This window comes from Nocardia implantans, from assembly GCF_035544775.1.
In the GTDB taxonomy this organism is placed as follows: domain Bacteria; phylum Actinomycetota; class Actinomycetes; order Mycobacteriales; family Mycobacteriaceae; genus Nocardia; species Nocardia implantans.
Genome location: NZ_JAYKYQ010000004.1, coordinates 152,988 through 174,375, shown reverse-complemented (window position 1 = coordinate 174,375; position 21,388 = coordinate 152,988). Strand labels below are relative to the sequence as shown.

Sequence of the window (21,388 nt, the reverse complement as noted above, 5' to 3'; positions counted from 1 at the left end):
GCCCTACTTCGCCAGGGCGTTGGGCTCGTGCAGGTCGGTGGCGTGCTTGCCCGCGCCCCAGCCGACGTGCGCCTCGGCCCGCATGCGCTCGATCATGTGCGGGTAGTGCAGCTCGAACGCGGGACGCTCGGAGCGGATGCGCGGCAGCTCGTAGAAGTTGTGCCGCGGCGGCGGGCAGGTGGTGGCCCACTCCAGCGAGTTGCCGTAGCCCCACGGGTCGTCCACGGTGACCACCTCGCCGTAGCGGTAGCTCTTGAAGACGTTCCACAGGAACGGCAGCATCGACGCGCCGAGCACGAAGGCGCCGATCGTGGAGATCGTGTTCAGCGTGGTGAAGCCGTCGCTGGGCAGGTAGTCGGCGTAGCGGCGCGGCATGCCCTCGGCGCCCAGCCAGTGCTGGACCAGGAAGGTGGTGTGGAAGCCGATGAACGTGGTCCAGAAGTGCCACTTGGCCAGGCGCTCGTCGAGCATCCGCCCGGTCATCTTCGGGAACCAGAAGTAGATGCCCGCGTAGGTGGCGAACACGATGGTGCCGAAGAGCACGTAGTGGAAGTGCGCCACGACGAAGTACGAGTCGGTGACGTGGAAGTCCAGCGGCGGGCTGGCCAGGATGACGCCGGACAGACCACCGAAGAGGAAGGTGACGATGAAGCCGATGGAGAACAGCATCGGCGATTCGAAGGTCAGCTGACCGCGCCACATGGTGCCGATCCAGTTGAAGAACTTCACACCGGTCGGGACCGCGATGAGGAAGGTCATGAACGAGAAGTACGGCAGCAGCACGGCGCCGGTGGCGTACATGTGGTGGGCCCACACGGCGATCGACAGCGCGGCGATGCCCAGGGTGGCGTAGACCAGCGTGGTGTAACCGAAGATCGGCTTACGCGAGAAGACCGGGAAGATCTCCGAGACGATGCCGAAGAACGGCAGCGCGATGATGTACACCTCGGGGTGGCCGAAGAACCAGAACAGGTGCTGGTAGAGCAGGATGCCGCCGGTCGCGGGGTCGTAGATGTGGCCGCCCAGGTGACGGTCGTAGGCCAGGCCGAACAGCGCGGCGGTCAGCAGGGGGAAGGCCAGCAGCACCAGGACGCTGGTCACGGCGATGTTCCAGGTGAAGATCGGCATCCGGAACATGGTCATACCGGGAGCGCGCAGGCAGACCACGGTGGTCAGCATGTTCACGCCACCGAGGATGGTGCCGAGACCGGACACCGCCAGGCCCAGGATCCACAGGTCGGTGCCGACGCCGGGCGAGTGCAGGATGTCGGTCAGCGGCACGTACGCCGTCCAGCCGAAGTCCGCGGCGCCGCCGGGGGTGATGAAGCCGGCGGTCGCCATGCTGGCGCCGAACGCGTACAGCCAGTAGCTGAAGGCGTTCAGGCGTGGGAAGGCGACGTCGGGAGCGCCGATCTGCAGCGGGAGGATGATGTTCGCGAAGCCGAACACGATCGCGGTGGCGTAGAACAGCAGCATGATCGTGCCGTGCATGGTGAACAGCTGGTTGAACTGCTCGGGCGACAGGAACTGCAGGCCCGGCCTGGCCAGCTCACCGCGCATCAGCAGGGCCATCAGGCCACCGATGAGGAAGAAGCCCATCGACGTGGTCAGGTACATGACACCCAGGACCTTCGGGTCCGTGGTGGTGACCATCTTGTAGATGAACGAGCCCTTCGGCCCGGTCCGAGCCGGATAAGGCCGAGTCGCTTCCAACTGAGGGACTGGCTGGGGCTCTACGGCAGTCACTGATCCTCCTGAAAGGTGCCTTTAGGTCGCTCCGCAGGCTCCGCTGATCGCATCCGTTCCGATGTCGGAACAGACGACAGTTCGCTTGCGCTCTCCGAATCGTAAACCCGTCGGGATGGAGCGAGCCGAACGGGTCCTACTCTCTGTCGTAGCTGTGTTGTTTGGCCGCGCCTTCGCCGCGGCGTGTTCGCGGCCCCTTTGTGGCTCGTGTGTGCGCGACCGCCGCTTGCTCCTTCGTCGCGTACGCGGCGGCCGCGCACACGCGAGCCGGGCCGCGAACGGCGGATGCTCGGTCTCGCTTCGTTCGAAAGACGTGGTTGCGGTGGGTGGTCGCGTAGGCAGCAACCTATGGGGTTGAGTGCTTGCGGTGTCGGTGCTGCTTGCTAGGGGCGGCAGGTGTCAGCGACGGCGAAATAGGCCGCTTTGGGGATGATCTCTGCTGCGAACGAGTGCCCAGTGCCGGGCCAGTAGCGGATGTGCACGCCTGATACTGCGTGATCAGGTCGGCCCACAGCAGGGGCGCGAACTACGACGAATCAGCGCCCAGCGACACCGTTTGTTCCATTCGCACCCGGGAAGCAAGGCCGGTGGCGCTCGCAGGCCCAGCCCAGGCGGTGGTCGCCGCCGCCTCGCTGGGTCGGTCCTGACCTTCCTCCGGCGCTCGAGCTCCTCGTGCCGGGAGCGATTAGTTCTGCGCGCGGGGGGCGTCTGTAGAGGTGACACGAGTTTCACCACAGGCCAGGAGGGCGGCGATGACCACACCGAAGCGCACGAAGATCGGCGATCCCTGTTGGGTCGACTTGTACAGCTCCGATCTCGATCGGAGTATCGCGTTCTACCGCGAACTGTTCGACTGGACCGCGGAGAGCGCGGGTGAGGAGTTCGGCGGGTACGTCACCTTCCGCAAGGACGGGCGCGCGGTGGCGGGGGCGATGGCGAGGATGCCCGGCGACACCGACAGTCCCGAACAGTGGACGGTGTATCTGGCCAGTTCCGGGGCACAAGCCACCGCCGACGCGGCGACCGCGGCGGGGGCGTCGCTGATCGTGCCGCCGATGGCGGTGGGTGAGCTGGGCACGATGGCCGTGCTCGGCGATGTCGGTGGCGCGGGCGTCGGCATCTGGGAGGCCGGCACGTTCCCTGGCTTCGAGACCATGGGTTTCGTCTCCGGCGGTGAGTGGCGCGATCACGCGGGCGCGCCGTCCTGGTTCGAACTGCACACCCGCGACTACGAGGCCTCACTGACCTTCTACCGGGACGTGTTCGGCTGGGCGGACGTCTTCACCGTCTCCGACGCCCCGCAGTTCCGCTACTCGACCATCCACGCCGAGAGCCCGATGCTCGGCGGCGTCATGGACGCCTCGGCTTTCCTGCCGGAGGGCGCGCCCGCGGGCTGGATCGTCTACTTCGGCGCCGACGACGTGGACAAGACCGTCGGCCGGCTCACCGAACTGGGCGGCACGGTGCTCTCGCCGCCCCAGGACACCCCCTACGGCCGGATGGCCGCCGTCACCGACGCCACCGGCGCCCGTTTCAGCATCGGCGGCAATCGAGCCTGACCGCTGCGGCCCGCACGAAGATCCGCCGCCCACCCGCGCGCTGAGACCGGAACGATGTCTCCTGACCGCGACCGATTCGCTCCGGCGGATTCTTCGAATCGGGTGGTCGATTCCTCGACCGCGAAGCGCAGCGCACCGCCTCGACCTCACCAACGGCTCGACACCCGCCGACATGTACCCTCACTCGCATGCCGGTGAGCGACGTGATGCAGGTACGCACCCGAATTCGCACGGTTGGTCAGCGCGGCGGCGCGGCCGGTCACCGGTTCCGGGCGGTCGTGGCCGGGTGCGCCGCGCTCCTGCTCGCGGGCTGCGGCGGCGCGACCGACGACTCCCCCTCCATCGTGCGCACCACCACCAACATCGCGGGCGCGGGCGTGGTGGGGCTGGAGCGCGACACCACCCGGGCGTGCGCGCTGCCGAGCGCACCGGATCCGGTGGCCGGGGAGACCCGCAGCGTCACCCACGCGGCGGGGGTTTCCGAGGTGCCCGCCGACCCGCAGCGCATCGTCGTGCTCAGCACCTCCGCGCTGGACGCGGTGTGCGCGCTCGGTCTGTGGGAGCGGGTCGTGGGGACGGTGACCATCGACGGACCCAGCCCGCAACCGGCATACCTGGGCACCGGCGTGCTGAAGATCCCCGGCGTCGGCACCGTCGCGCAGCCGGACCCGGCCCGGATCGCGGCCATGCACCCGGATCTGATTCTCGGCGAGAACCCCACCGGCGCAGCCACTTTCAGCGCGCTGCAGGCCATCGCCCCGACCGTGCTGGTCGGTTCGAACAACAGCTGGCAGGCCGAATTCGCGGCATTCGCGGCCGGTATGGGACGCAGCGACGCGGCGGAGACCGCATTGCAGAACTACCGCACCGAGGCGCGCGACACCGGCGCCACGCTGGCGGCGGGCCAGACCCAGGCGTCGGTCATCAGGTTCACGGCCGACGCCCAGCGGGTGCAGGGCGGCGACAGCTTCTCCGGCCAAGTGCTCGCCGACGCCGGCGTGCAGCGTCCCGCCGCGCAGCGCGGCTCCTCGTTCGACGTGCGCGAGGACGAGTTCGCCACCAAGGCGGAGGGCGACGTGATCTACGTGATCCTCGCCGGCCAGGAGGGCAAGGAACACGGCGAGCAGATGCTGCGCGGCGACGCGTGGAAGGAACTCGGCGCCGCCACCGATCGCCGCGTGTTCGCCGTGGAGGACACCGTCTGGCACGGCGACGGCCTCACCGCCGCCCGCGCCCTGCTCACCGACCTGCGCAACACGCTCAACGGCTACGTGACCGACTGACCGCCCACCCCCTTGGGTGAGGTTTCCCCCACCCTGGGAGTGCGCGGACCAGCGCTGGGGTTGCTGTCGAAAAGCCCTTTCGAGGACGAGATTCAGAGGTACGCGAACAACCTCTCCATCGACCTCGAGGACACGACATGCACACGCTGACCGATTCGCTCGCCGACAACCTGTACTCCCTGCCGGTGGCACAGCCCGTCGCCGAGGTCGATCCGCAGGCGGTCGTGGCGTCCGCCGCCGATTGCGACCTGACCTACGCCGAGCTGGATCGCTGGTCCAACCGCATGGCCCGGCTGCTGCTCCGCCTCGGCGCCGGACCCGGCACCCGGATCGCGGTGGCGATCGACCAGCCGATCGAGTCCGTCGTGGCCGAGCGCGCCGCCACCAAGCTCGGCGCCGTCACCGTCCCGGTGACCGACGACGGCTCCTACATCCTCGGCACCGCGGTGGGCATCACCACCAAGGACCAGCGACCCGAGTCGGCGGACGAGATCACCTGGCTGGTGCTGGACGAGCGCTCCACCCTGCAGCGCTACCTGACCAGCTCCTCGGCCCCGTTGCGCGCGGCGGACCTGGATCTTCTCCCGAAAGCCGCCTGACCGGACCCCAACCCCTCCCCCGCGACCCGAACAGCGATGTTCGGGTCGCGCAGTGTGCCCAATACCCCGCAGCGCCGACCGCGCCGGTTCAGAATTGAGTTGCCGCGTGCTGTGCGGCGGCACGTACTACCGGTACCGCGGTGGCTGCGGGCGGTCACTGCCGATCGGCCCGATCGCGGTCAGAACGTAGGACACGTCATGCAACAGCCTTCCCTTTCGGCGAGAGATTCGGACACAGTTCTTCCCGACGGGGCCTTCGCCCTCTCGGCGGCACAGCGCGGCATCTGGTTCGCCCAGCACGTCGCGGGCGCGACGCCGATCTCGATCGCCCAGTACGTCGAACTGAACGGTCCGGTCGACCTCGACCTGCTCGCGCGTTCGGCCCGGCAGGCCGGGCGCGAATTCGGCACCGGCTACCTGCGCCTGGTCGAGGTGGAGGGGCATCCGTTCCAATTCGTCGATCCGACCCTCGACGACAGTCTGGAAACGCTCGATTTCCGTTCCCACCCCGATCCGGAGGCGGCCGCGCAGGCGTGGATGCGCGCGGAATACGAGACGCCGCTGGAGCTGACCCGCGACCGGCTGGTGCGCATCGCCATGCTGCGCGTCGGCGCGGACCGCTGGTTCTGGTACTCGCGGATCCACCACATCGTGCTCGACGGCATGGGCGCGCTGACCATGGTGCAGCGCACCGGTGAGCTGTACAACGCCGCCGTCGAGGGTCGCGAGGCTCCGCCCGCGAAGGCGGAGGACCTGCGCAAGATCGTCGAGGCGGATCTGGCCTACCGCACCTCCGAGCGGTTCGGCTCGGACCGGGAGCACTGGCTGGCGCACCTGGACGGCATGGCCGATCCGGTGAGCCTGGCCGGCCGCACCGCGCCCGTGGACGGGCACCCGAGGCGGGTCACCGGCGCGCTGTCCCCCGAGACCGGGCGCCTGCTGGACGCCGTCGCCGAGCAGGTGTCCTCCGGCGTCGCGCCGACCGTGGTCGCCGCCTTCGGCGCGTATCTGTCCGCGATGACCGGCGCGCCGGAAGTCGTGCTGAGCCTGCCGGTGTCCGCGCGCACCACCGCGACGCTGCGGCGTTCGGGCGGCATGATCGCCAACGTGGTCCCGCTGCGGCTGCGGCTGACGCCCGCCACCACCGTCGGCGACGTGATCCGCGCGGCCCAGGGCGAGCTGACCGGGGCGCTGCGGCGCCAGCGTTACCGGCAGGAGGACATCTTCCGCGATCTGGGCTGGTCGATGGACGAGGCCGGGTCGTTCGGCCCCTCGGTGAACCTGATGATGGTCGACACCAGAATTCAGCTCGGCCGGGTCACCGGGCGGCTGCACGTGCTGACCTCGGGGTTGATCGACGACCTGTTCGTCAATCTGTATCCGGGCGTCGGCGGGGAGAGCACCCACATCGACTTCCAGGCCAACGGCAACCTTTACACCGACGCCGAGCTGACCGGGCAGCACCGCCGGTTCCTGTCGTTCCTGCATCGTTTCCTGGCCGCCGGGCCGGACGCGCCGCTGGCGAGCGTGCCGGTGCTGTCGGACGAGGAGCGCACCGGCTTCGCGCCCGCTCGCGGACCCGAGGGCGTCGCGGCGCGGACGCTGCCGGGCATCCTCGCCGACGGCGCGGCCCGCGATCCGCTGGCGACCGCGCTGGTGGCGGGCGAGACCGCACTGACCTACCGCGAGGTCGACGATTACACCAACCGGCTGGCCCGGGTGCTCATCGCGGCGGGCGCCGGACCCGAGCGCACGGTGGCGATCTCCATTCCGCGGTCGATCCGGTCGGTGCTGGCGACGATCGCGGTGGCCAAGACCGGCGCGGCGTTCGTGCCGATCGACCCGACCTATCCGGCCGACCGGATCGAGCACATGGTCGGCGACAGCGGGGTGGTCGCGGGGATCACGACGGCGGCCGCGCGACAGTCGTTGCCGGGCCGGGTCTCCTGGCTGATCCTGGACGACGAGGGCACCGAGCAGGCGCTGACCGAGCAGGACGCCGCGCCCGTGACCGACGCCGACCGCCTGGCCTCGGTGCACCCGGACCAGGCCGCTTACATCATCTACACCTCCGGCTCCACCGGGCTTCCGAAGGGCGTGCTCGTCCCGCATCGAGGGCTGGCCGACCTGGTGGCGAGCTCCGGCGCCGGATTCGGCGTCGACGCCGAGTCCGTCGTCGCCCATGCCGTGTCGCCGAGTTTCGACATCTCGGTGGAGGAGATCCTCGTCGCCCTCGCGGCGGGCGCGACGCTGGCCGTGGTGCCGCCGTCGGCGTACGCGGGCGAGGAGCTGGCCGAGGTGTTGCGCGCCCATCGCGTCACCCACCTCAACGTGACCCCGGCCGTCGTGGGGTCGCTGGACCCGGCGAGCCTGCCCGACCTGCGCACCGTGATCGTCGGCGGCGACGCCTGCCCGCCCGAGCTGGTGACGAAATGGTCGGGCCGAACCCTGCTCAACGGCTACGGGCCCACCGAGACCACCATCACCGTCACCCTCAGCGCGCCGCTGACGCCGGACGGTCCGGTCACCATCGGCCGCCTGGCCCGCGGCGTGTCGGCCGTGGTCCTCGATCCGTGGCTGCGGCCGCTGCCGCCCGGCACCGTCGGCGAGCTGTACCTCGCCGGTCCCGGCGTCGCGCGCGGCTACCACCGGCGCAATGGGCTCACCGCCGACCGCTTCGTCGCCGACCCGTACGGCGACGGCGAGCGTATGTACCGCACCGGCGACCTGGTGCGCTGGGTGCACAACGACGGACGCGTCGAACTGGAGTATCAGGGACGCAGCGACTTCCAGGTGAAGGTGCGCGGCTTCCGCATCGAACTCGGCGAGATCGACGCCGCCTTGCAGCGGCAACCCGGCGTCGACTTCGCGCTCACCCTCGGCGTCGAAACCGGTTCGGGCGCCACCGCGCTCGTGTCGTACGTGCTGCCGGAGCCGGGTGCGGAAGTCCACCCGGAGGCGCTGAAAGCCGCTGCGGGAGAGACGCTTCCGGCCTACATGGTGCCCGCGGTGATCATGGTGCTGGACCGTCTTCCGCTCACGCCGCTCGGCAAGGTGGACCGCAAAGCCCTGCCTGCACCGGAATTCGGCGCGCGCACCACCGTGAGCAGGCCACCGTCCACGCCGCGCGAGGAGAAGCTCGCCGCGCTGTTCGCTGAGGTGCTCGGCCTGGAATCGGTGGGGGTGGACGAGAGCTTCTTCGCGCTCGGCGGCGACAGCATCGTCTCGATCCAGTTGGTGTCACGAGCGAAGGCGGCCGGTCTCGGATTCGGCGCGCGGGATGTCTTCGAGCGCAAGACCGTCGCCGCGCTGGCCGCGGTGGCCACCGACGTGCCGACCGGAGAAGTGCGCGAGCTGCCCGGCGGCGGGGTCGGCGAGGTGGAACTCACGCCGATCGTGCACGCGATGCTCGATGCCGGTGACACCTGGCGGCGGTTCGCCCAAGCGGTGCTGATCGAGCTGCCCGCGGGCACGGAGCGCGCGGACCTCGTCACCGCCCTCGCGGCGCTGCTGGACCGGCACGACCTGCTGCGCTCGACGCTGCGCCGCACCGGCGACGGCTGGAGCTGGGTGGTCGCCGAACCCGGCGCGGTGAACGCGGGCGCCCTGCTGGAAATCGTGACCGCGGACGCCGATCTCGACGCGACCTGCGAGCGCGCCTTGCAGCGCGCCGCCGACCTGCTCGACCCGGAGGCGGGCGTGGTCGCGCGTTTCGCGTGGATCGAGCGCGCCGACGCCGCGCCGCTGCTGTGGCTGGTGCTGCACCATCTCGTCACCGACGGCGTCTCCTGGCGGATCCTGCTGCCGGATCTGGCCACCGCCACGCTGGGCGCCGAGCTCGCACCGGTCGGCACGTCCTTCCGCCGTTGGGCGTACGGCCAACGCGAGCACGCGGCCACGCGCGTCGGCGAACTGCCGCTGTGGCAACGCATCCTGGCCACACCCGACCCCGCGCTCGGCTCGGCGCCGATGGACCCGGCCGTCGACGTGGTCGGCTCCATGGCGCACCTGACGACCGTCGTACCGCCGGACATCGCCAGGTCTGTGCTCACCACCGCGCCGGATCGCTTCCACTGCGGCGCCGACGACGTGCTGCTGACCGGGCTCGCGCTCGCGGTGGCCCGGTGGCGCGGGCGCACCTCCACGCTGTTCACCCTGGAGGGTCACGGCCGCGCGGAGTCCGTCCTGCCCGGCGCCGACGTGGCGCGCACGGTGGGCTGGTTCACCAGCGTCTATCCCGTCGCGATCGATCTGGCCTGCATCGACGTGGCGGACGCGTTCGCGGGCGGCGCCGCGGCGGGCGCGGCGATCAAGGCGACCAAGGAACAGCTGCGCGCCCTGCCGGACAAGGGCATCGGTTTCGGGATGCTGCGCTACCTGGTCCCGAGCACCGCGGCGGCGCTGGCGGACGCGCCCACCCCGCAGATCAGCTTCAACTATCTCGGGCGCGCGTCCACCGGCGGCGACGCGGAACCGTGGCTGCCGCGCCGGTTCGCCGCGACCCAGGACGACCGCGCGCCGCTGGCCGCGGCGGTGGATATCAACGCCGTGCTCACCGACGCCGGACTCGAGGTCACCTGGGCCTACGCCGGACGGCTTTTCGACGAGGCGGATCTCGGCGAACTCACCGCGCTGTGGGAGCAGGCACTCGCCGCGCTGGCCCGGCACGCGGCGTCCGCGAACGCGGGCGGACGCACACCGTCGGACTTCGACCTGGTCACCGTCTCGCAGGCACAGATCGACGCCTGGGAGCGCGCCTACCCGAACCTGGCCGACGTCTGGCCGCTCTCGCCACTGCAATACGGCCTGCTCTTCCACGCGCTCTACGACTCCGACACCGCCGACGGCTACACGGTGCAGTCGCTGCTCACCCTCGCGGGCACCGTGGACGCGCCCCGATTGCGCCGCGCGGCGCAGGCTTTGGTGACCCGGCACGAGAACCTGCGCGTCGCTTTCGTCGAGACCGAGGACGGGCCGCGCCAACTGGTGCTGGCCGATGCCGAGATCGACTGGCGGGAGGCCGATGTCACCGGCATCGCCGACAGCGCCGAGCGCACCAGGGAGGTCGACCGGTTGATCGCGGTGGACGCCCGCACCCGCTTCGAACTCACCCGCCCCCCGCTGCTGCGCTGCACGCTCATCCGGACCGCCTCGGACACCTACCGATTCGTGCTCACCAACCACCACCTGGTGCTGGACGGCTGGTCGACGCCGCTGCTGGTGCGCGAACTGCTCACCCTCTACGTCACCGACGGTGACGCCGCGGCCCTGCCGCCCGCGCACTCCTATCGGGAATTCCTGACCTGGCTGGAAACCAGGGACGACGCCGAATCCCTCGCCGCGTGGACCGAGTCGCTGGCGGGTATCGACACGCCGACCCGCGCGGTGCCCACCCTCGCCGGGATCGAATCGACCGAAACCGGCATGATCTCCGTCGACCTGTCCCGCGACACCGTGGCCGGGCTGGAGACCACGGGCCGGGAAGCGGGCGCGACGGTGAACACCTTGGTGCAGGCCGCGTGGGCGATGTTGCTGACCATGCTCACCGGTCGCACCGACGTGGTGTTCGGCGGCACCGTCTCGGGACGGCCGCCGGAGCTGGCCGGGGTCGAGGAGATGGTCGGCCTGTTCATCAACACGCTGCCGGTGCGGGTACGCCTCGATCCGGCGGAGAAGGTCACCGACCTGCTCGCCCGCGTGCAATCCGAGCAGGCGCGGCTGATGGACCATCAGCACGTCGGGCTCGCCGCCATCCACCAGGCGGTCGGCCTCGCCGAGCTTTTCGACACGCTCACCGTGTTCGAGTCCTACCCCATCGATCGCGAAGCGCTGTCGCAGGCGCTGGACATCGCGGGCATGCGGGTGCTCGACGTGGAAGGCACCGATGCGACGCCGTATCCGCTGAACCTCATGGTGATCCCACTGCGCGGCGAGAACGGCCGTGACACGCTGCGGATCACGCTGAAGTACATGGCCGACCAGCTGCCGATGCGGGAGGCGCGGCCGCTGCTGGACCGTTTCGTCCGGCTGCTGACCCAGCTCGCGGACAACCCGCACGCCCTGGTCTCCCAGGTGCAGTACTGCGACGCCGCCGAGCGCGCCGCGCTGGCTCCGGTGCGCGGCCCGGAGCCGGTGCCGCCCGCCACGCTGCCCGAGCTGCTCACCGCGGGCGCGCGGATCGATCCGGACGCGATCGCGATCACCGCGGGCGAGCTCACCATGTCCTATGCCGAGCTCGACGCCTGGTCCAACCGCTTCGCCCGGGTGCTGCTGCGCCGCGGCGTCGGGCGCGAGGTGTTCGTCGTGCTCGCGCTCACCCGCTCCCTGGAATCGGTGGTCGCGGTGTGGGCGCTGGCCAAGACCGGCGCCGCGTTCGCTCCGCTGGACCCGAACTACCCGGTGGAGCGCATCGAGCACATGCTCAGCGACTCCAAGGCCCCGATCGGCGTGACGGTCACCGCGACCGGCGAGACGCTGCCGGGCACGATCGACTGGCTGCTGCTCGACGACCTGAACACCATCCGGCGGGTGATGACGGTCTCCGAGGCTCCGATCACCGACGCCGAGCGCGGCGGGCCGATCGACCTGGACCAGACCGCGTACCTGATCTACACCTCCGGCTCCACCGGCAAGCCGAAGGCCGTGCTGCTCAGCCACCGCGGCATCGCGAATCTCGTTGCGGCGCAGCGGGAAACCCTTGCCCTCGACCCCACCGCGAGCGCGCTGCAGGTGGCCTCGCCCAGTTTCGACGCCTCGGTGTTCGAACTGCTCACCGCGCACGGTGCCGGCGGCAGGCTGGTGGTGTCGCCGCCGGACGTCTACGGCGGGACGGAACTGGAGACGCTGCTGCGCACCCAGCGCGTCACCCACGCCGTGATCACGCCATCGGCGCTGGCCACCATGGAGCCCTCCGGGCTCGAGCACCTGCGCGTGCTCGCGGTCGCGGGCGAGGCGGCGACGCCGGAGCTGATCGAGCGATGGGCGCCGGGCAGGCGGATGGTGAACCTGTACGGCCCCACCGAGTTCAGCATCTGGGCGAGCGGGCCGGGCGAACTCGTCACCGGCGAGCCGATCACGATCGGCGGGCCCATCCGTGGCGCGTCCACCGTGGTGCTGGACGCTTGGCTGCGTCCGGTGCCGATGGGGGTGCCCGGCGAGCTGTACCTCGCGGGTCCCGCGCTCGCGCGCGGCTATTTCAATCGGTTCGAAATGACCGCGGGCAGGTTCGTCGCCGACCCCTTCGGCGCGCCCGGCGGGCGGATGTACCGCACCGGCGACATGGTGCGCTGGGTCGATCACGGCGGCGGTCCCGAGCTGGAGTACCTGGGCCGCAGCGACTTCCAGGTCAAGATCCGCGGCCTGCGCATCGAGCTGGGCGAGATCGACGCCGTGCTCTCTCGCGACGACGAGGTCGAGTACGCGGTGACCATCGGGCGCACCGGCCCCGCCGGGACCACCGTGCTGGTCTCCTACGTGCTGCCCGCCGAAGGCGCGCGACTGGACGTCGAGCGGCTGCGCGCGCAGGTGGCCGCGGAACTGCCCGGATATATGGTGCCCGGCTACCTCGTGGTGCTCGACTCGATTCCGCTCACGCCCGTCGGCAAGCTGGATCGCAAAGCCCTTCCGGTGCCGGACTTCTCGGAAAGTCAGCGGCCCTATCTCGCGCCGCGCGGCCCCGTCGAGGAGGCGGTGGCCGCCGTGTTCGGCGAGGTGCTCGAACGCGATCGCGTCGGCGTCGACCAGTCGTTCTTCGAGCTGGGCGGCAACTCGCTGAGCGCGACCAAGGTGGTGGCGCGGGTGAACGCGGCGCTCGGCTCGCGGATCGCGCTGCGTGATCTGTTCGACGCGCCGACCGTGGCCCAGCTGTCGGCCCGGGTGGTGCCCGCCACCGGCGCGCAGCCGGGCGGGTTCGGTCTCGCGCCGCGGATCCGGCCGGATCGGGTCCCGCTGTCGCCCGCGCAACAGCGCATGTGGGTGCTCAACCGGATGGATCCGGCTTCGGCCGCCTACAACATCGCCGTGGCGCTGCGGCTCACCGGGAACCTGGACGTCGAGGCGCTGCGCGCGGCGCTCGTCGACGTGGTGGACCGGCACGAGAGCCTGCGCACGCTCTACCCCGCCGACGCGGAAGGGCCGCGTCAGGTCGTGATCGACGCCGACGTGGCCGTGCCCGCGATGCCGGTGGCCGATACCGAGGACGGCGCGCGGCTGCGTGAGCGGATCACCGAACTGGCGGGCACCGGCTTCGACCTCGCCACCCAGCCGCCGCTGCGGGTGGGCCTGTTCCGTATCCACGGCGGCGTCGAGCCTTCCGCGACCGCCGCACCGGTGTCGTCGGCGCCTTCGACGGGCGAAACGCCGGTCTCGTCCGGTCCCGCGGCCGCGACCGCGCCGGTCTCGTCGAGCTACACCGCGAGTTCCGGCGAGAGCGCCGCCACGCCGCCGGTGCACGTCGTCGTGCTGGTGGTGCACCACATCAGCGCGGACGGGGCGTCGATGGCGCCGCTGGCCGCCGATCTGGTCGCCGCCTACTCCGAGCGGGCCGGAGGCGGGCACGCCGAGCGGGTACCGCTGCCGGTGCAGTACGCCGATTTCGCGCTGTGGCACCGCGAGGTGCTCGGCGACGAAGCGAACCCGGAATCGCTGGCGGCGCGGCAGATCGAATTCTGGCGCGCGACCCTCGCGGGCGCGCCCGACGTGCTGGAACTGCCCTCCGACCGGCCGCGCCCCGCGGTGCAGACCATGCACAGCGCCGACTTGCGTTTCACCGTCGACGCCCAGACGCACCGGGCGCTGGCCGACTTCGCCACCGCCCACCACGTGAGCCCGTTCATGGTGGTGCACGCGGCGCTCGCGGTGCTGCTGGCACGCCTGGCCGGCACCGATGACGTGCTGATCGGCACTCCGGTCGCGGGGCGCGGGGAGGAAGCGCTCGACCAGCTCGTCGGCATGTTCGTCAACACACTGGCGCTGCGCACCCCGGTCGACGCCGGCGCGGGCTTCGCCGCGTTCCTGGACACCGTCCGGTCCGCGGACCTCGACGCCTTCGCCAACGCGGACGTCCCGTTCGAGCGACTGGTCCAGGTGCTGGATCCGGCGCGCTCGACCGCGCACCACCCGCTGTTCCAGGTCTCGCTGTCGCTGCAGAACTTCGTCGAACCCGTGCTGGAGCTGCCCGGCCTGCGGTTCGAGGTGGAGGACTTCGAACGTGACGCCTCCCAGTTCGACCTGACCCTGGATCTGCGCGAACGCTTCGCCGACAGCGGCCCGGCGGGCATCGAGGCCGTGCTCACCTACGCCACCGATCTGTTCGACGAGGCGACGGTGGCCGCGTTCGCCACCCGGTGGCGGCGCGTGCTCGCGACGGTGCTGACGCGGCCCGAGGTCCGCCTCGCCGATATCGACATCCTCGGCGACGCCGAACGGGCGACGCTCGTGCCGGTGCGCGGCCCCGCGTCCGCGGCGACCGTCACCCTGCCGGAGCTGCTGGCCGAGACCGTGCGGCGTTACCCGGATCGCATCGCTGTGGTGTGCGACGGACAGACCACCACGTATGCCGAGATCGACGCGCACGCCGCTCGCTTGGCCCGCGTCTTGCTCGAATCCGGTGGCGGACCGGAAACGGTTGTCGCGCTGGGCCTTCCGCGTTCCGCGGAACTGCTCATCGGCATGTGGGCCGCGGCGAAGGCGGGCGCGGCGTTCCTTCCGGTCGATCCCAAGCACCCGGTCGAGCGCATCGACCACATGCTCACCGACTCCGGCGCGACGCTCGGGCTGACCCTCGCCGCGTTCCGGCCCATGCTGCCCGACAGCGCGAACTGGCTGGTGCTCGACGACCTCGCGCTGGTCGAGCGGTGGAGCGCCGCGAGCAGTCGCCCGCTGAGCGAGCGGGAACTGCCCCGCCCCATCCGGCCGGACAACGCGGCGTGGATGATCTACACCTCCGGCTCGACGGGCACGCCGAAGGGCGTCGCGGTCTCCCATCGGGGCATCGCTGATCTGGTGGCGGCGCAGAAGGTTTCGCTCGGCCTGGACGAGCATTCCCGGGTGCTGCAGGTGGCGTCGCCGAGTTTCGACGCGTCGGTGTTCGAGGCGATCATGGCGTTCGGTTCCGGTGGCGCTTCGGTGGTCGCGCCGCCGGAGGTGTTCGGCGGCAGCGCGCTGGCGGAACTGATCGACACCGAACAGGTCACCCACATGGTGATCACTCCCTCCGCGCTGGCGACCCTCGACCCGGCCGAGGTGAGCAGCGTGCGGGTGCTCGCGGTGGCGGGCGAGGCGGTCGGCGCGGAGCTGGTCGAGCGCTGGGCCACCGGACGCACCATGGTCAACCTGTACGGCCCCACCGAATCGACCATCTGGGCGACGGGTTCGGCGCCGCTGACGGTGGGCGCCCCCGTGTCCATCGGCACGCCGGTGCAGGGCGCGCAGGTGCTGGTGCTCGACGACCGGCTGCGCCCGGTTCCGTTCGGCGTCGCGGGCGAGCTGTACCTCGCCGGACCGGCGCTGGCGCGCGGCTACCACGCGCGGGCGAGCCTGACCGCGGCCCGCTTCGTCGCCGGACCGTTCGGCGCGGCGGGTGAACGGATGTACCGCACCGGCGATCTGGTGCGCTGGATTCGCGGCGACGCCGGACCCGAGCTGGAGTACCTGGGCCGCACCGACTTCCAGGTCAAGGTGCGCGGCCAGCGCATCGAGCTGGGCGAGATCGACGCGGTGCTCGGCCGCGCCGACGGCGTAGACTTCGCGGTGACGCTCGGCGTGCCCGGCCCCACCGGGGCCACCGCGCTGGCCGCCTACCTGGTCCGCACGCCCGGCCGCGACCTCGACGTGGCGACGGTGCGCGCCTTCGCCGCCGACCTCCTACCCGGCTACATGGTGCCGTCGGCGTTCGTCGTGCTGGAGGAGATCCCGCTCAACGCGGTCGGCAAGCTGGACCGCAAGGCGCTGCCCGCACCGGAGTTCGCCGGCGACCGCACCGAGTACCGCGCGCCGGTCACGCCGACCGAACAGCAGCTGGCCGCGATCTTCGGCGAGTTGCTGGGTGTGGGGCGGGTGGGCGCCGACGACTCGTTCTTCGCGCTGGGCGGCGACAGCATCCTGGCGATCCAGCTGGTGTCGCGCGCCAAGCAGCAGGGCATCACCTGTACCCCGCTGCAGGTGTTCGAGCACCGCACGGTGGCGGCGCTGGCCGCGGCCGTCGACGCGGCGGGCGCCGCGGTGACCTTGGACGAACTGCCCGGCGGCGGTGTGGGCGAGCTGCCGCTCACGCCGATCGTGCACTACATGCTCGAACGTGGCGGGAACTACGACCGCTTCGCCCAGACTGCGGTGCTCGAATTGCCCGTGGGCATCGAGCGCGCGCAGATCGTGGCGGTGCTCGCCGCCGCGGTGGACCGGCACGACATGCTGCGCGCCCGGCTGGTGACCGACGGCGCGGACGGGCCGCGCGTACTGGTCGGCCCGCCCGGATCGGTCGACGTGGACGCGCTGGTGCACCGGGTGGAGTTCACCGCCGTGGACCCGATCGAACTGCACGAGTTCGCCATGACCGAGCTGGACGCGGCGGCCGACCGGCTCGATCCAGCCGATGGCACTGTGCTGCAATTCATTTGGCTGGATCCGGTGGGCGACGCTGGGTCGCGCACCGGAGCGGGCCGGTTGATCGTGCTGGCCCACCACCTGGTGATCGACGGTGTGTCCTGGCGCATCCTGATCCCGGACCTGGTGGCCGCGTGGGCCCAGGTGTCGGCGGGCGCCACTGCGGTGCTCGCGGAGACCGGAACCTCGATGCGGCGATGGGCCCACGCGCTGACCGACGAAGCGCATTCCCAGAAGCGGGTCGCCGAACTGGCGTACTGGCACGACGTGCTCGCCGGTTCCGATCCGCCGCTCGGCGGCCGGGAACTCGATCCCGCCGTCGACCGGACCGGCACGCTGCGCATGGTCGAGCGGGAGCTGTCCGCCGAGGTCACCACCGCGCTGCTCACCACACTGCCCGGCCTGTTCCAGGGCAGCGTCAACGACACACTGCTGGCCACCTTGGCGCTGGCGCTGGTGCGCTGGCGTGGCGGTGACCCGTCGGCGCTGCTGCGCATGGAAGGGCACGGCCGTCAGGAAGAAGTGGCTCCCGGCGCCGACCTGTCCCGCACGGTCGGCTGGTTCACCAGCATCTACCCGGTGCGCCTGGACCTCGCGCAGATCGACATCGACGACGCGCTCGCCGGTGGACCGGCGTTGGGCGCCGCGATCCGCGCCGTCAAACACCAGTTGCTCGCGGTGCCGGACAAAGGTATCGGCTTCGGCTTGCTGCGCTACCTCAACGCCGAGACCGCGCGGCAGTTGCCGGAACGGCTGCCGGGCCGGATCGGCTTCAACTACCTCGGCCGCTACTCCACCGGGGACATCCCGGCCGGACTCGAGGGCCTGGGCTGGCTGCCGACCGACGAGCTGGGTGACGTGCACGTCGCCGAAGACCCCGGTGTGCCACTGCAATCGGCGATCGACGTGAACGCCGTCGTGATCGGCGACCGCTTGCGGGCGAGCTTCGGCTTCCCGTCCACCCTGCTCGACCACGACGAGGTCGCCGAACTGGCCGATCGGTGGATCGAGGCCCTGCACGCCGCGGCCCGGTTCGCCCACACCCCGGCGGCGCGGGACGCCGCCGAAGAGGAAGCGGCGGCCACGGCGTCTCCGGCCGTTCCCGCGGCGGGCGGCCTCGGACTCGACGTGGTGCTGCCGATCCGGCTCGGCGGCGAGCGACCCGCGCTGTTCTGCATCCACCCGTCGTCCGGGATGTCGTGGACCTACTTGGGATTCGCCGACGCGCTCGCGCCGGGCCGCCCGATCTACGGGCTGCAAGCGCCCGACCTCGGCGGTCACGAACCGCCCGCGCGCTCGATCGACGAGTTCGCCGAGCGCTATGTGCGGGAGATCAGGGCCCTGCAACCCGAGGGGCCGTACCACCTGCTGGGCTGGTCGTTCGGCGGGCTGATCGCCCACGCGGCGGCGGCGAAGCTGAAGGCCGAAGGCGCCGAGGTGGGCGTGGTCGCGCTGCTGGACGCCGACACCGCCGACATCGACGGCGACAGCATCGAACCGCTCACCGCGGGCTCGTTCGTGCACACCTTCGGCGCGGTGTTCGGCATCGAGGACGTCCCCGCCGACGCGACCGCGCAGCAGGCGGCGGACCTGATCCGCGAACGGCTCGGCGGCGTCTCGCTGATCGACGCCGCGACCTTGGAGCGCATGGCCGCGTCCTACAACGCCGCCGCGCGCACCAGAACCGGGTACCGCCGTCCGGTGTTCGACGGCGACATCGTGTACTTCAGCGCGATCGTCGACACCTCCGACATCTTCGGTCCCGACGGCTGGGGGCCGTACGTGACCGGCGAGATCATCAACCACGACATCGAGGCGACCCACGACGAACTGACCGCGCCGCACGTGCTGCCGGTCATCGCGCGCGTGCTCGATGCACATCTGGGAGGCCGAGGATGAATTCCGACCAAGGAGTCGTCGTCGAGGGGATCGAGAAATCCTTCGGCGCGGTCAAGGCGTTGCGCGGAGTCGACTTCGCGGCCGAGCCGGGCGAGGTGCTCGGCATCCTGGGACCGAACGGCGCGGGCAAGACCACCACGGTGAACGTGCTGTCCACGCTGATCCGGCCGGACCGAGGCCGGGCGACGGTCGCGGGCCACGACGTGCTGGCCGATCCCGCCGCCGTCCGCCGCAGCATCATGCTGACCGGGCAGTACGCCGCGCTGGACGACATGCTCAGCGGCTACGAGAACCTGGTGATGTTCGGCAGGCTGATGGGCCTGCGCAAGCGGGCCGCCCGTGCCCGCGCGGACGAGCTGCTGGCCGAGTTCGACCTCGAACGCGCGGCGGGCCGCCGGGTCGGCACCTACTCCGGCGGCATGCGCAGGCGCATCGACATCGCCTGCGGCCTGGTGGTGCGGCCCGACGTGGTGTTCCTGGACGAGCCGACCACCGGGCTGGATCCGCGCAGCAGGCAAGGGGTCTGGGATCTGGTCGCCGGCTTCAAGAAGGCGGGCATCACCACCCTGCTCACCACCCAGTACCTGGAGGAAGCCGACGCGCTCAGCGACCGGATCATCGTCATCGATCACGGAAAGGTGATCGCCCACGGCACGGCCGACGAACTGAAGGCGCGCACCGGCGGCAGCTACTGCGAGGTGGTGCCGCTGAATCTGAAGGATCTGCCCGCCATCGCCGCCGCCCTCGGTTCGCTGCTGCCGCAGGAGAACAGGGACGCGCTCGGCCCCGATTCCGACCGGATCGCCGTCCCTGCTCCGGACGGCGCGAAGACCCTGCTGGAGGCCCTGCGCCGACTGGACAGCGCCGGCTTCGACCTGGTGGACGTCGCACTGCGCCGCCCATCGCTCGACGACGTGTTCCTCCAGCTGACCGGGCATCTGGCGACGACGGAGGAACGCGCGCGGCGGGAGGTCGTGTCGTGACGGCGGCGACCTGGCTCAGCCAGACCCGCGCCGCGCCGCTGCGGCCGCAGCAGTGGTGGGTGCTGACCACCCGGCTGATCGTGCCGTCGGTGCAGACCGGCGAGGTGCTCACCTCGGTGCTGGCGCCCGTGACGTTCACCGCCAGCTTCTACATCCCGCTGAAGACCATCATGACCGTCATCGGCACCGGCTTCAGCAGTTACGCGCAGTACATGATGCCGCTGGTGATCCTGCAGGCCGCCGCGTTCACCGCGGTCTCGGCGGCCTTCCGCGCCGCCACCGATTCGGTCGCCGGACTCAACCGGCGCTTCGGCTCGATGCCGATCGGCCCGCTGGTGCCGGTGACGGCGCGCCTGTCCGGCAGCGTCTTCCGTCTGGTGATCGCGTTGATCACGGCCTTGATCTGCGGCCACGTCATCGGCTTCCGCTTCTATCTCGGCACGGCGCACACCCTCGGCTTCGTGCTGTTCTCGCTGCTCATCGGCGTCGCGCTGATCTGGGGCGGTGATGTGATCGGCACCGTGTCGCGCAACCCGGAAGCGACGGCGCAGGCGCTGGTGCTGCCGCCGCTGATCTTCGGCATGCTGTCCACCGGCATCGCGCCCGCCGACCAGTTCCCGGCATGGGTGCAGCCGTTCGTGCGCAATCAGCCGGTGTCGCAGTGGGCCATCGCCCTGCGGGCGTTCGCCGGGGACAGCGGGCCGAACGCCGGTCAGGTGACCTGGTCGCTGCTGGGTCCGCCGCTGGCCTGGGCGCTGGCCGTTCTGATCATCTGCGTCCCGCTGTCGATCCGGCTGAGCTCGAGGAGGGCGTGATGGCGCTGCTGACCGACCACCAGGATCGCTTCCGCACCGGCTCCGAGCTGTCGGTGTCGGCGCTGGTGCGGCACACGCTGATCCAGACCCAACGGCTGCTGCTGCGCTGGGCGCGCAATCCGGTCACGCTGCTGGAGACGCTGATCATCCCGTGTCTGCTGCTGGTCATGCTGAACACCGTGATCGGCGGGCAGATCCAGAAGTTCACCGGCGAGAGCGCGCTGTACGGCTCGGTGCCCATGGTCGCCCTGGTCGGCGCGCTGTCCGGCGCCGTCGCGGGCGGTGTGCTGCTCGGCCGCGAACGCGACTCGGGCCTGCTCGCGCGCTTCTGGGTGCTGCCTGTGCACCGCGCCTCCGGCCTGGCCTCGCGGGTGCTCGCCGAGGGCTGCCGCATCTTCGCCTGCACCCTCGCCGTCGTGCTGGTCGGCTTCGTGCTCGGATTCCGCTTCCACGAGGGCGTCGCGGCGGCGATCGCCTTCCTGTTCCTCCCGGTGCTCTTCGGACTGGCCTTCGCCACCGTCGTCACCTCGATCGCGGTGTTCACCGCGAAAGCGACGCTCGTGGAGGGCATCACGATCCTGACCTCGCTGATGATGTTCTTCAGCACCGGTTTCGTGCCGCTGGTCGCCTTCCCGAAGTGGATCCAGCCGGTGGTGCGCAACCAGCCCATGTCGGCCGGGGTCGACGCCATGCGCGCGCTCGCCTTCGGCGGGCCGCTGGCGCGTCCGCTCACGCTCACCGTTCTGTGGTCGCTCGGCGCGATCGTCCTGTTCGCGGTGCCCGCGAGCATCGGCTACCGCAGGGCCAGCAGACGCTGAGCCACACAGCGAACTCCCAGCGGGAACCCAGCCGAACCCGAGGGCCCGTTCCTAACGTCGCGGAAGACGAACCGGCGAACGGAAG

8 protein-coding genes are annotated in these 21,388 nt (G+C 71.0%); 7 read left to right on the top strand and 1 reads right to left on the bottom strand.

From position 1 onward, the window contains the following. Positions 1-3: 3 nt before the first annotated feature. Positions 4-1,746, bottom strand: a complete 1,743-nt coding sequence (ctaD, locus tag U3653_RS11315) for an aa3-type cytochrome oxidase subunit I (RefSeq protein ID WP_195078573.1) — start codon at positions 1,744-1,746, stop codon at positions 4-6. Between the two features lie 752 nt (positions 1,747-2,498). Here ctaD and U3653_RS11310 point away from each other — a divergent pair. The 7 genes from U3653_RS11310 to U3653_RS11280 all read left to right on the top strand — a co-directional run bounded on the left by U3653_RS11310 (position 2,499) and on the right by U3653_RS11280 (position 21,303). Beyond that, positions 2,499-3,305 carry a VOC family protein gene (locus U3653_RS11310; RefSeq protein WP_195078572.1) on the top strand — a complete coding sequence of 269 codons (807 nt, stop codon included), beginning with the start codon at positions 2,499-2,501 and terminating at the stop codon, positions 3,303-3,305. Between the two features lie 188 nt (positions 3,306-3,493). Then, positions 3,494-4,588, top strand: a complete 1,095-nt coding sequence (locus U3653_RS11305; RefSeq protein ID WP_195078571.1) for an ABC transporter substrate-binding protein — start codon at positions 3,494-3,496, stop codon at positions 4,586-4,588. A gap of 137 nt (positions 4,589-4,725) precedes the next feature. Beyond that, positions 4,726-5,187 (top strand): AMP-binding protein, encoded by a 462-nt coding sequence (locus U3653_RS11300; RefSeq protein WP_195078570.1) that lies wholly within the window; start codon positions 4,726-4,728, stop codon positions 5,185-5,187. Between the two features lie 198 nt (positions 5,188-5,385). After that, positions 5,386-18,687 carry a non-ribosomal peptide synthetase gene (locus U3653_RS11295; protein WP_195078569.1) on the top strand — a complete coding sequence of 4,434 codons (13,302 nt, stop codon included), beginning with the start codon at positions 5,386-5,388 and terminating at the stop codon, positions 18,685-18,687. Beyond that, complete coding sequence (locus U3653_RS11290) at positions 18,684-19,670, top strand: ATP-binding cassette domain-containing protein (protein WP_195078568.1); 987 nt, start codon at positions 18,684-18,686, stop codon at positions 19,668-19,670. Before U3653_RS11295 ends, U3653_RS11290 begins: the two co-directional genes overlap by 4 nt. Further along, positions 19,667-20,485 (top strand): ABC-2 transporter permease, encoded by an 819-nt coding sequence (locus U3653_RS11285; RefSeq protein ID WP_195078567.1) that lies wholly within the window; start codon positions 19,667-19,669, stop codon positions 20,483-20,485. Before U3653_RS11290 ends, U3653_RS11285 begins: the two co-directional genes overlap by 4 nt. Next, positions 20,485-21,303 (top strand): ABC transporter permease, encoded by an 819-nt coding sequence (locus tag U3653_RS11280; RefSeq protein WP_195078566.1) that lies wholly within the window; start codon positions 20,485-20,487, stop codon positions 21,301-21,303. The genes U3653_RS11285 and U3653_RS11280 overlap by 1 nt, the downstream gene beginning before the upstream one ends. Positions 21,304-21,388: the final 85 nt, after the last annotated feature.

Excerpts from the sequence above, each read along its gene's own strand:
- U3653_RS11310 (WP_195078572.1), top strand. The coding sequence starts at position 2,499 with ATGACCACACCGAAGCGCACGAAGATCGGCGATCCCTGTTGGGTCGAC.
- U3653_RS11305 (WP_195078571.1), top strand. The coding sequence starts at position 3,494 with ATGCCGGTGAGCGACGTGATGCAGGTACGCACCCGAATTCGCACGGTT.
- U3653_RS11300 (WP_195078570.1), top strand. The coding sequence starts at position 4,726 with ATGCACACGCTGACCGATTCGCTCGCCGACAACCTGTACTCCCTGCCG.
- U3653_RS11295 (WP_195078569.1), top strand. The coding sequence starts at position 5,386 with ATGCAACAGCCTTCCCTTTCGGCGAGAGATTCGGACACAGTTCTTCCC.
- U3653_RS11290 (WP_195078568.1), top strand. The coding sequence starts at position 18,684 with ATGAATTCCGACCAAGGAGTCGTCGTCGAGGGGATCGAGAAATCCTTC.
- U3653_RS11280 (WP_195078566.1), top strand. The coding sequence starts at position 20,485 with ATGGCGCTGCTGACCGACCACCAGGATCGCTTCCGCACCGGCTCCGAG.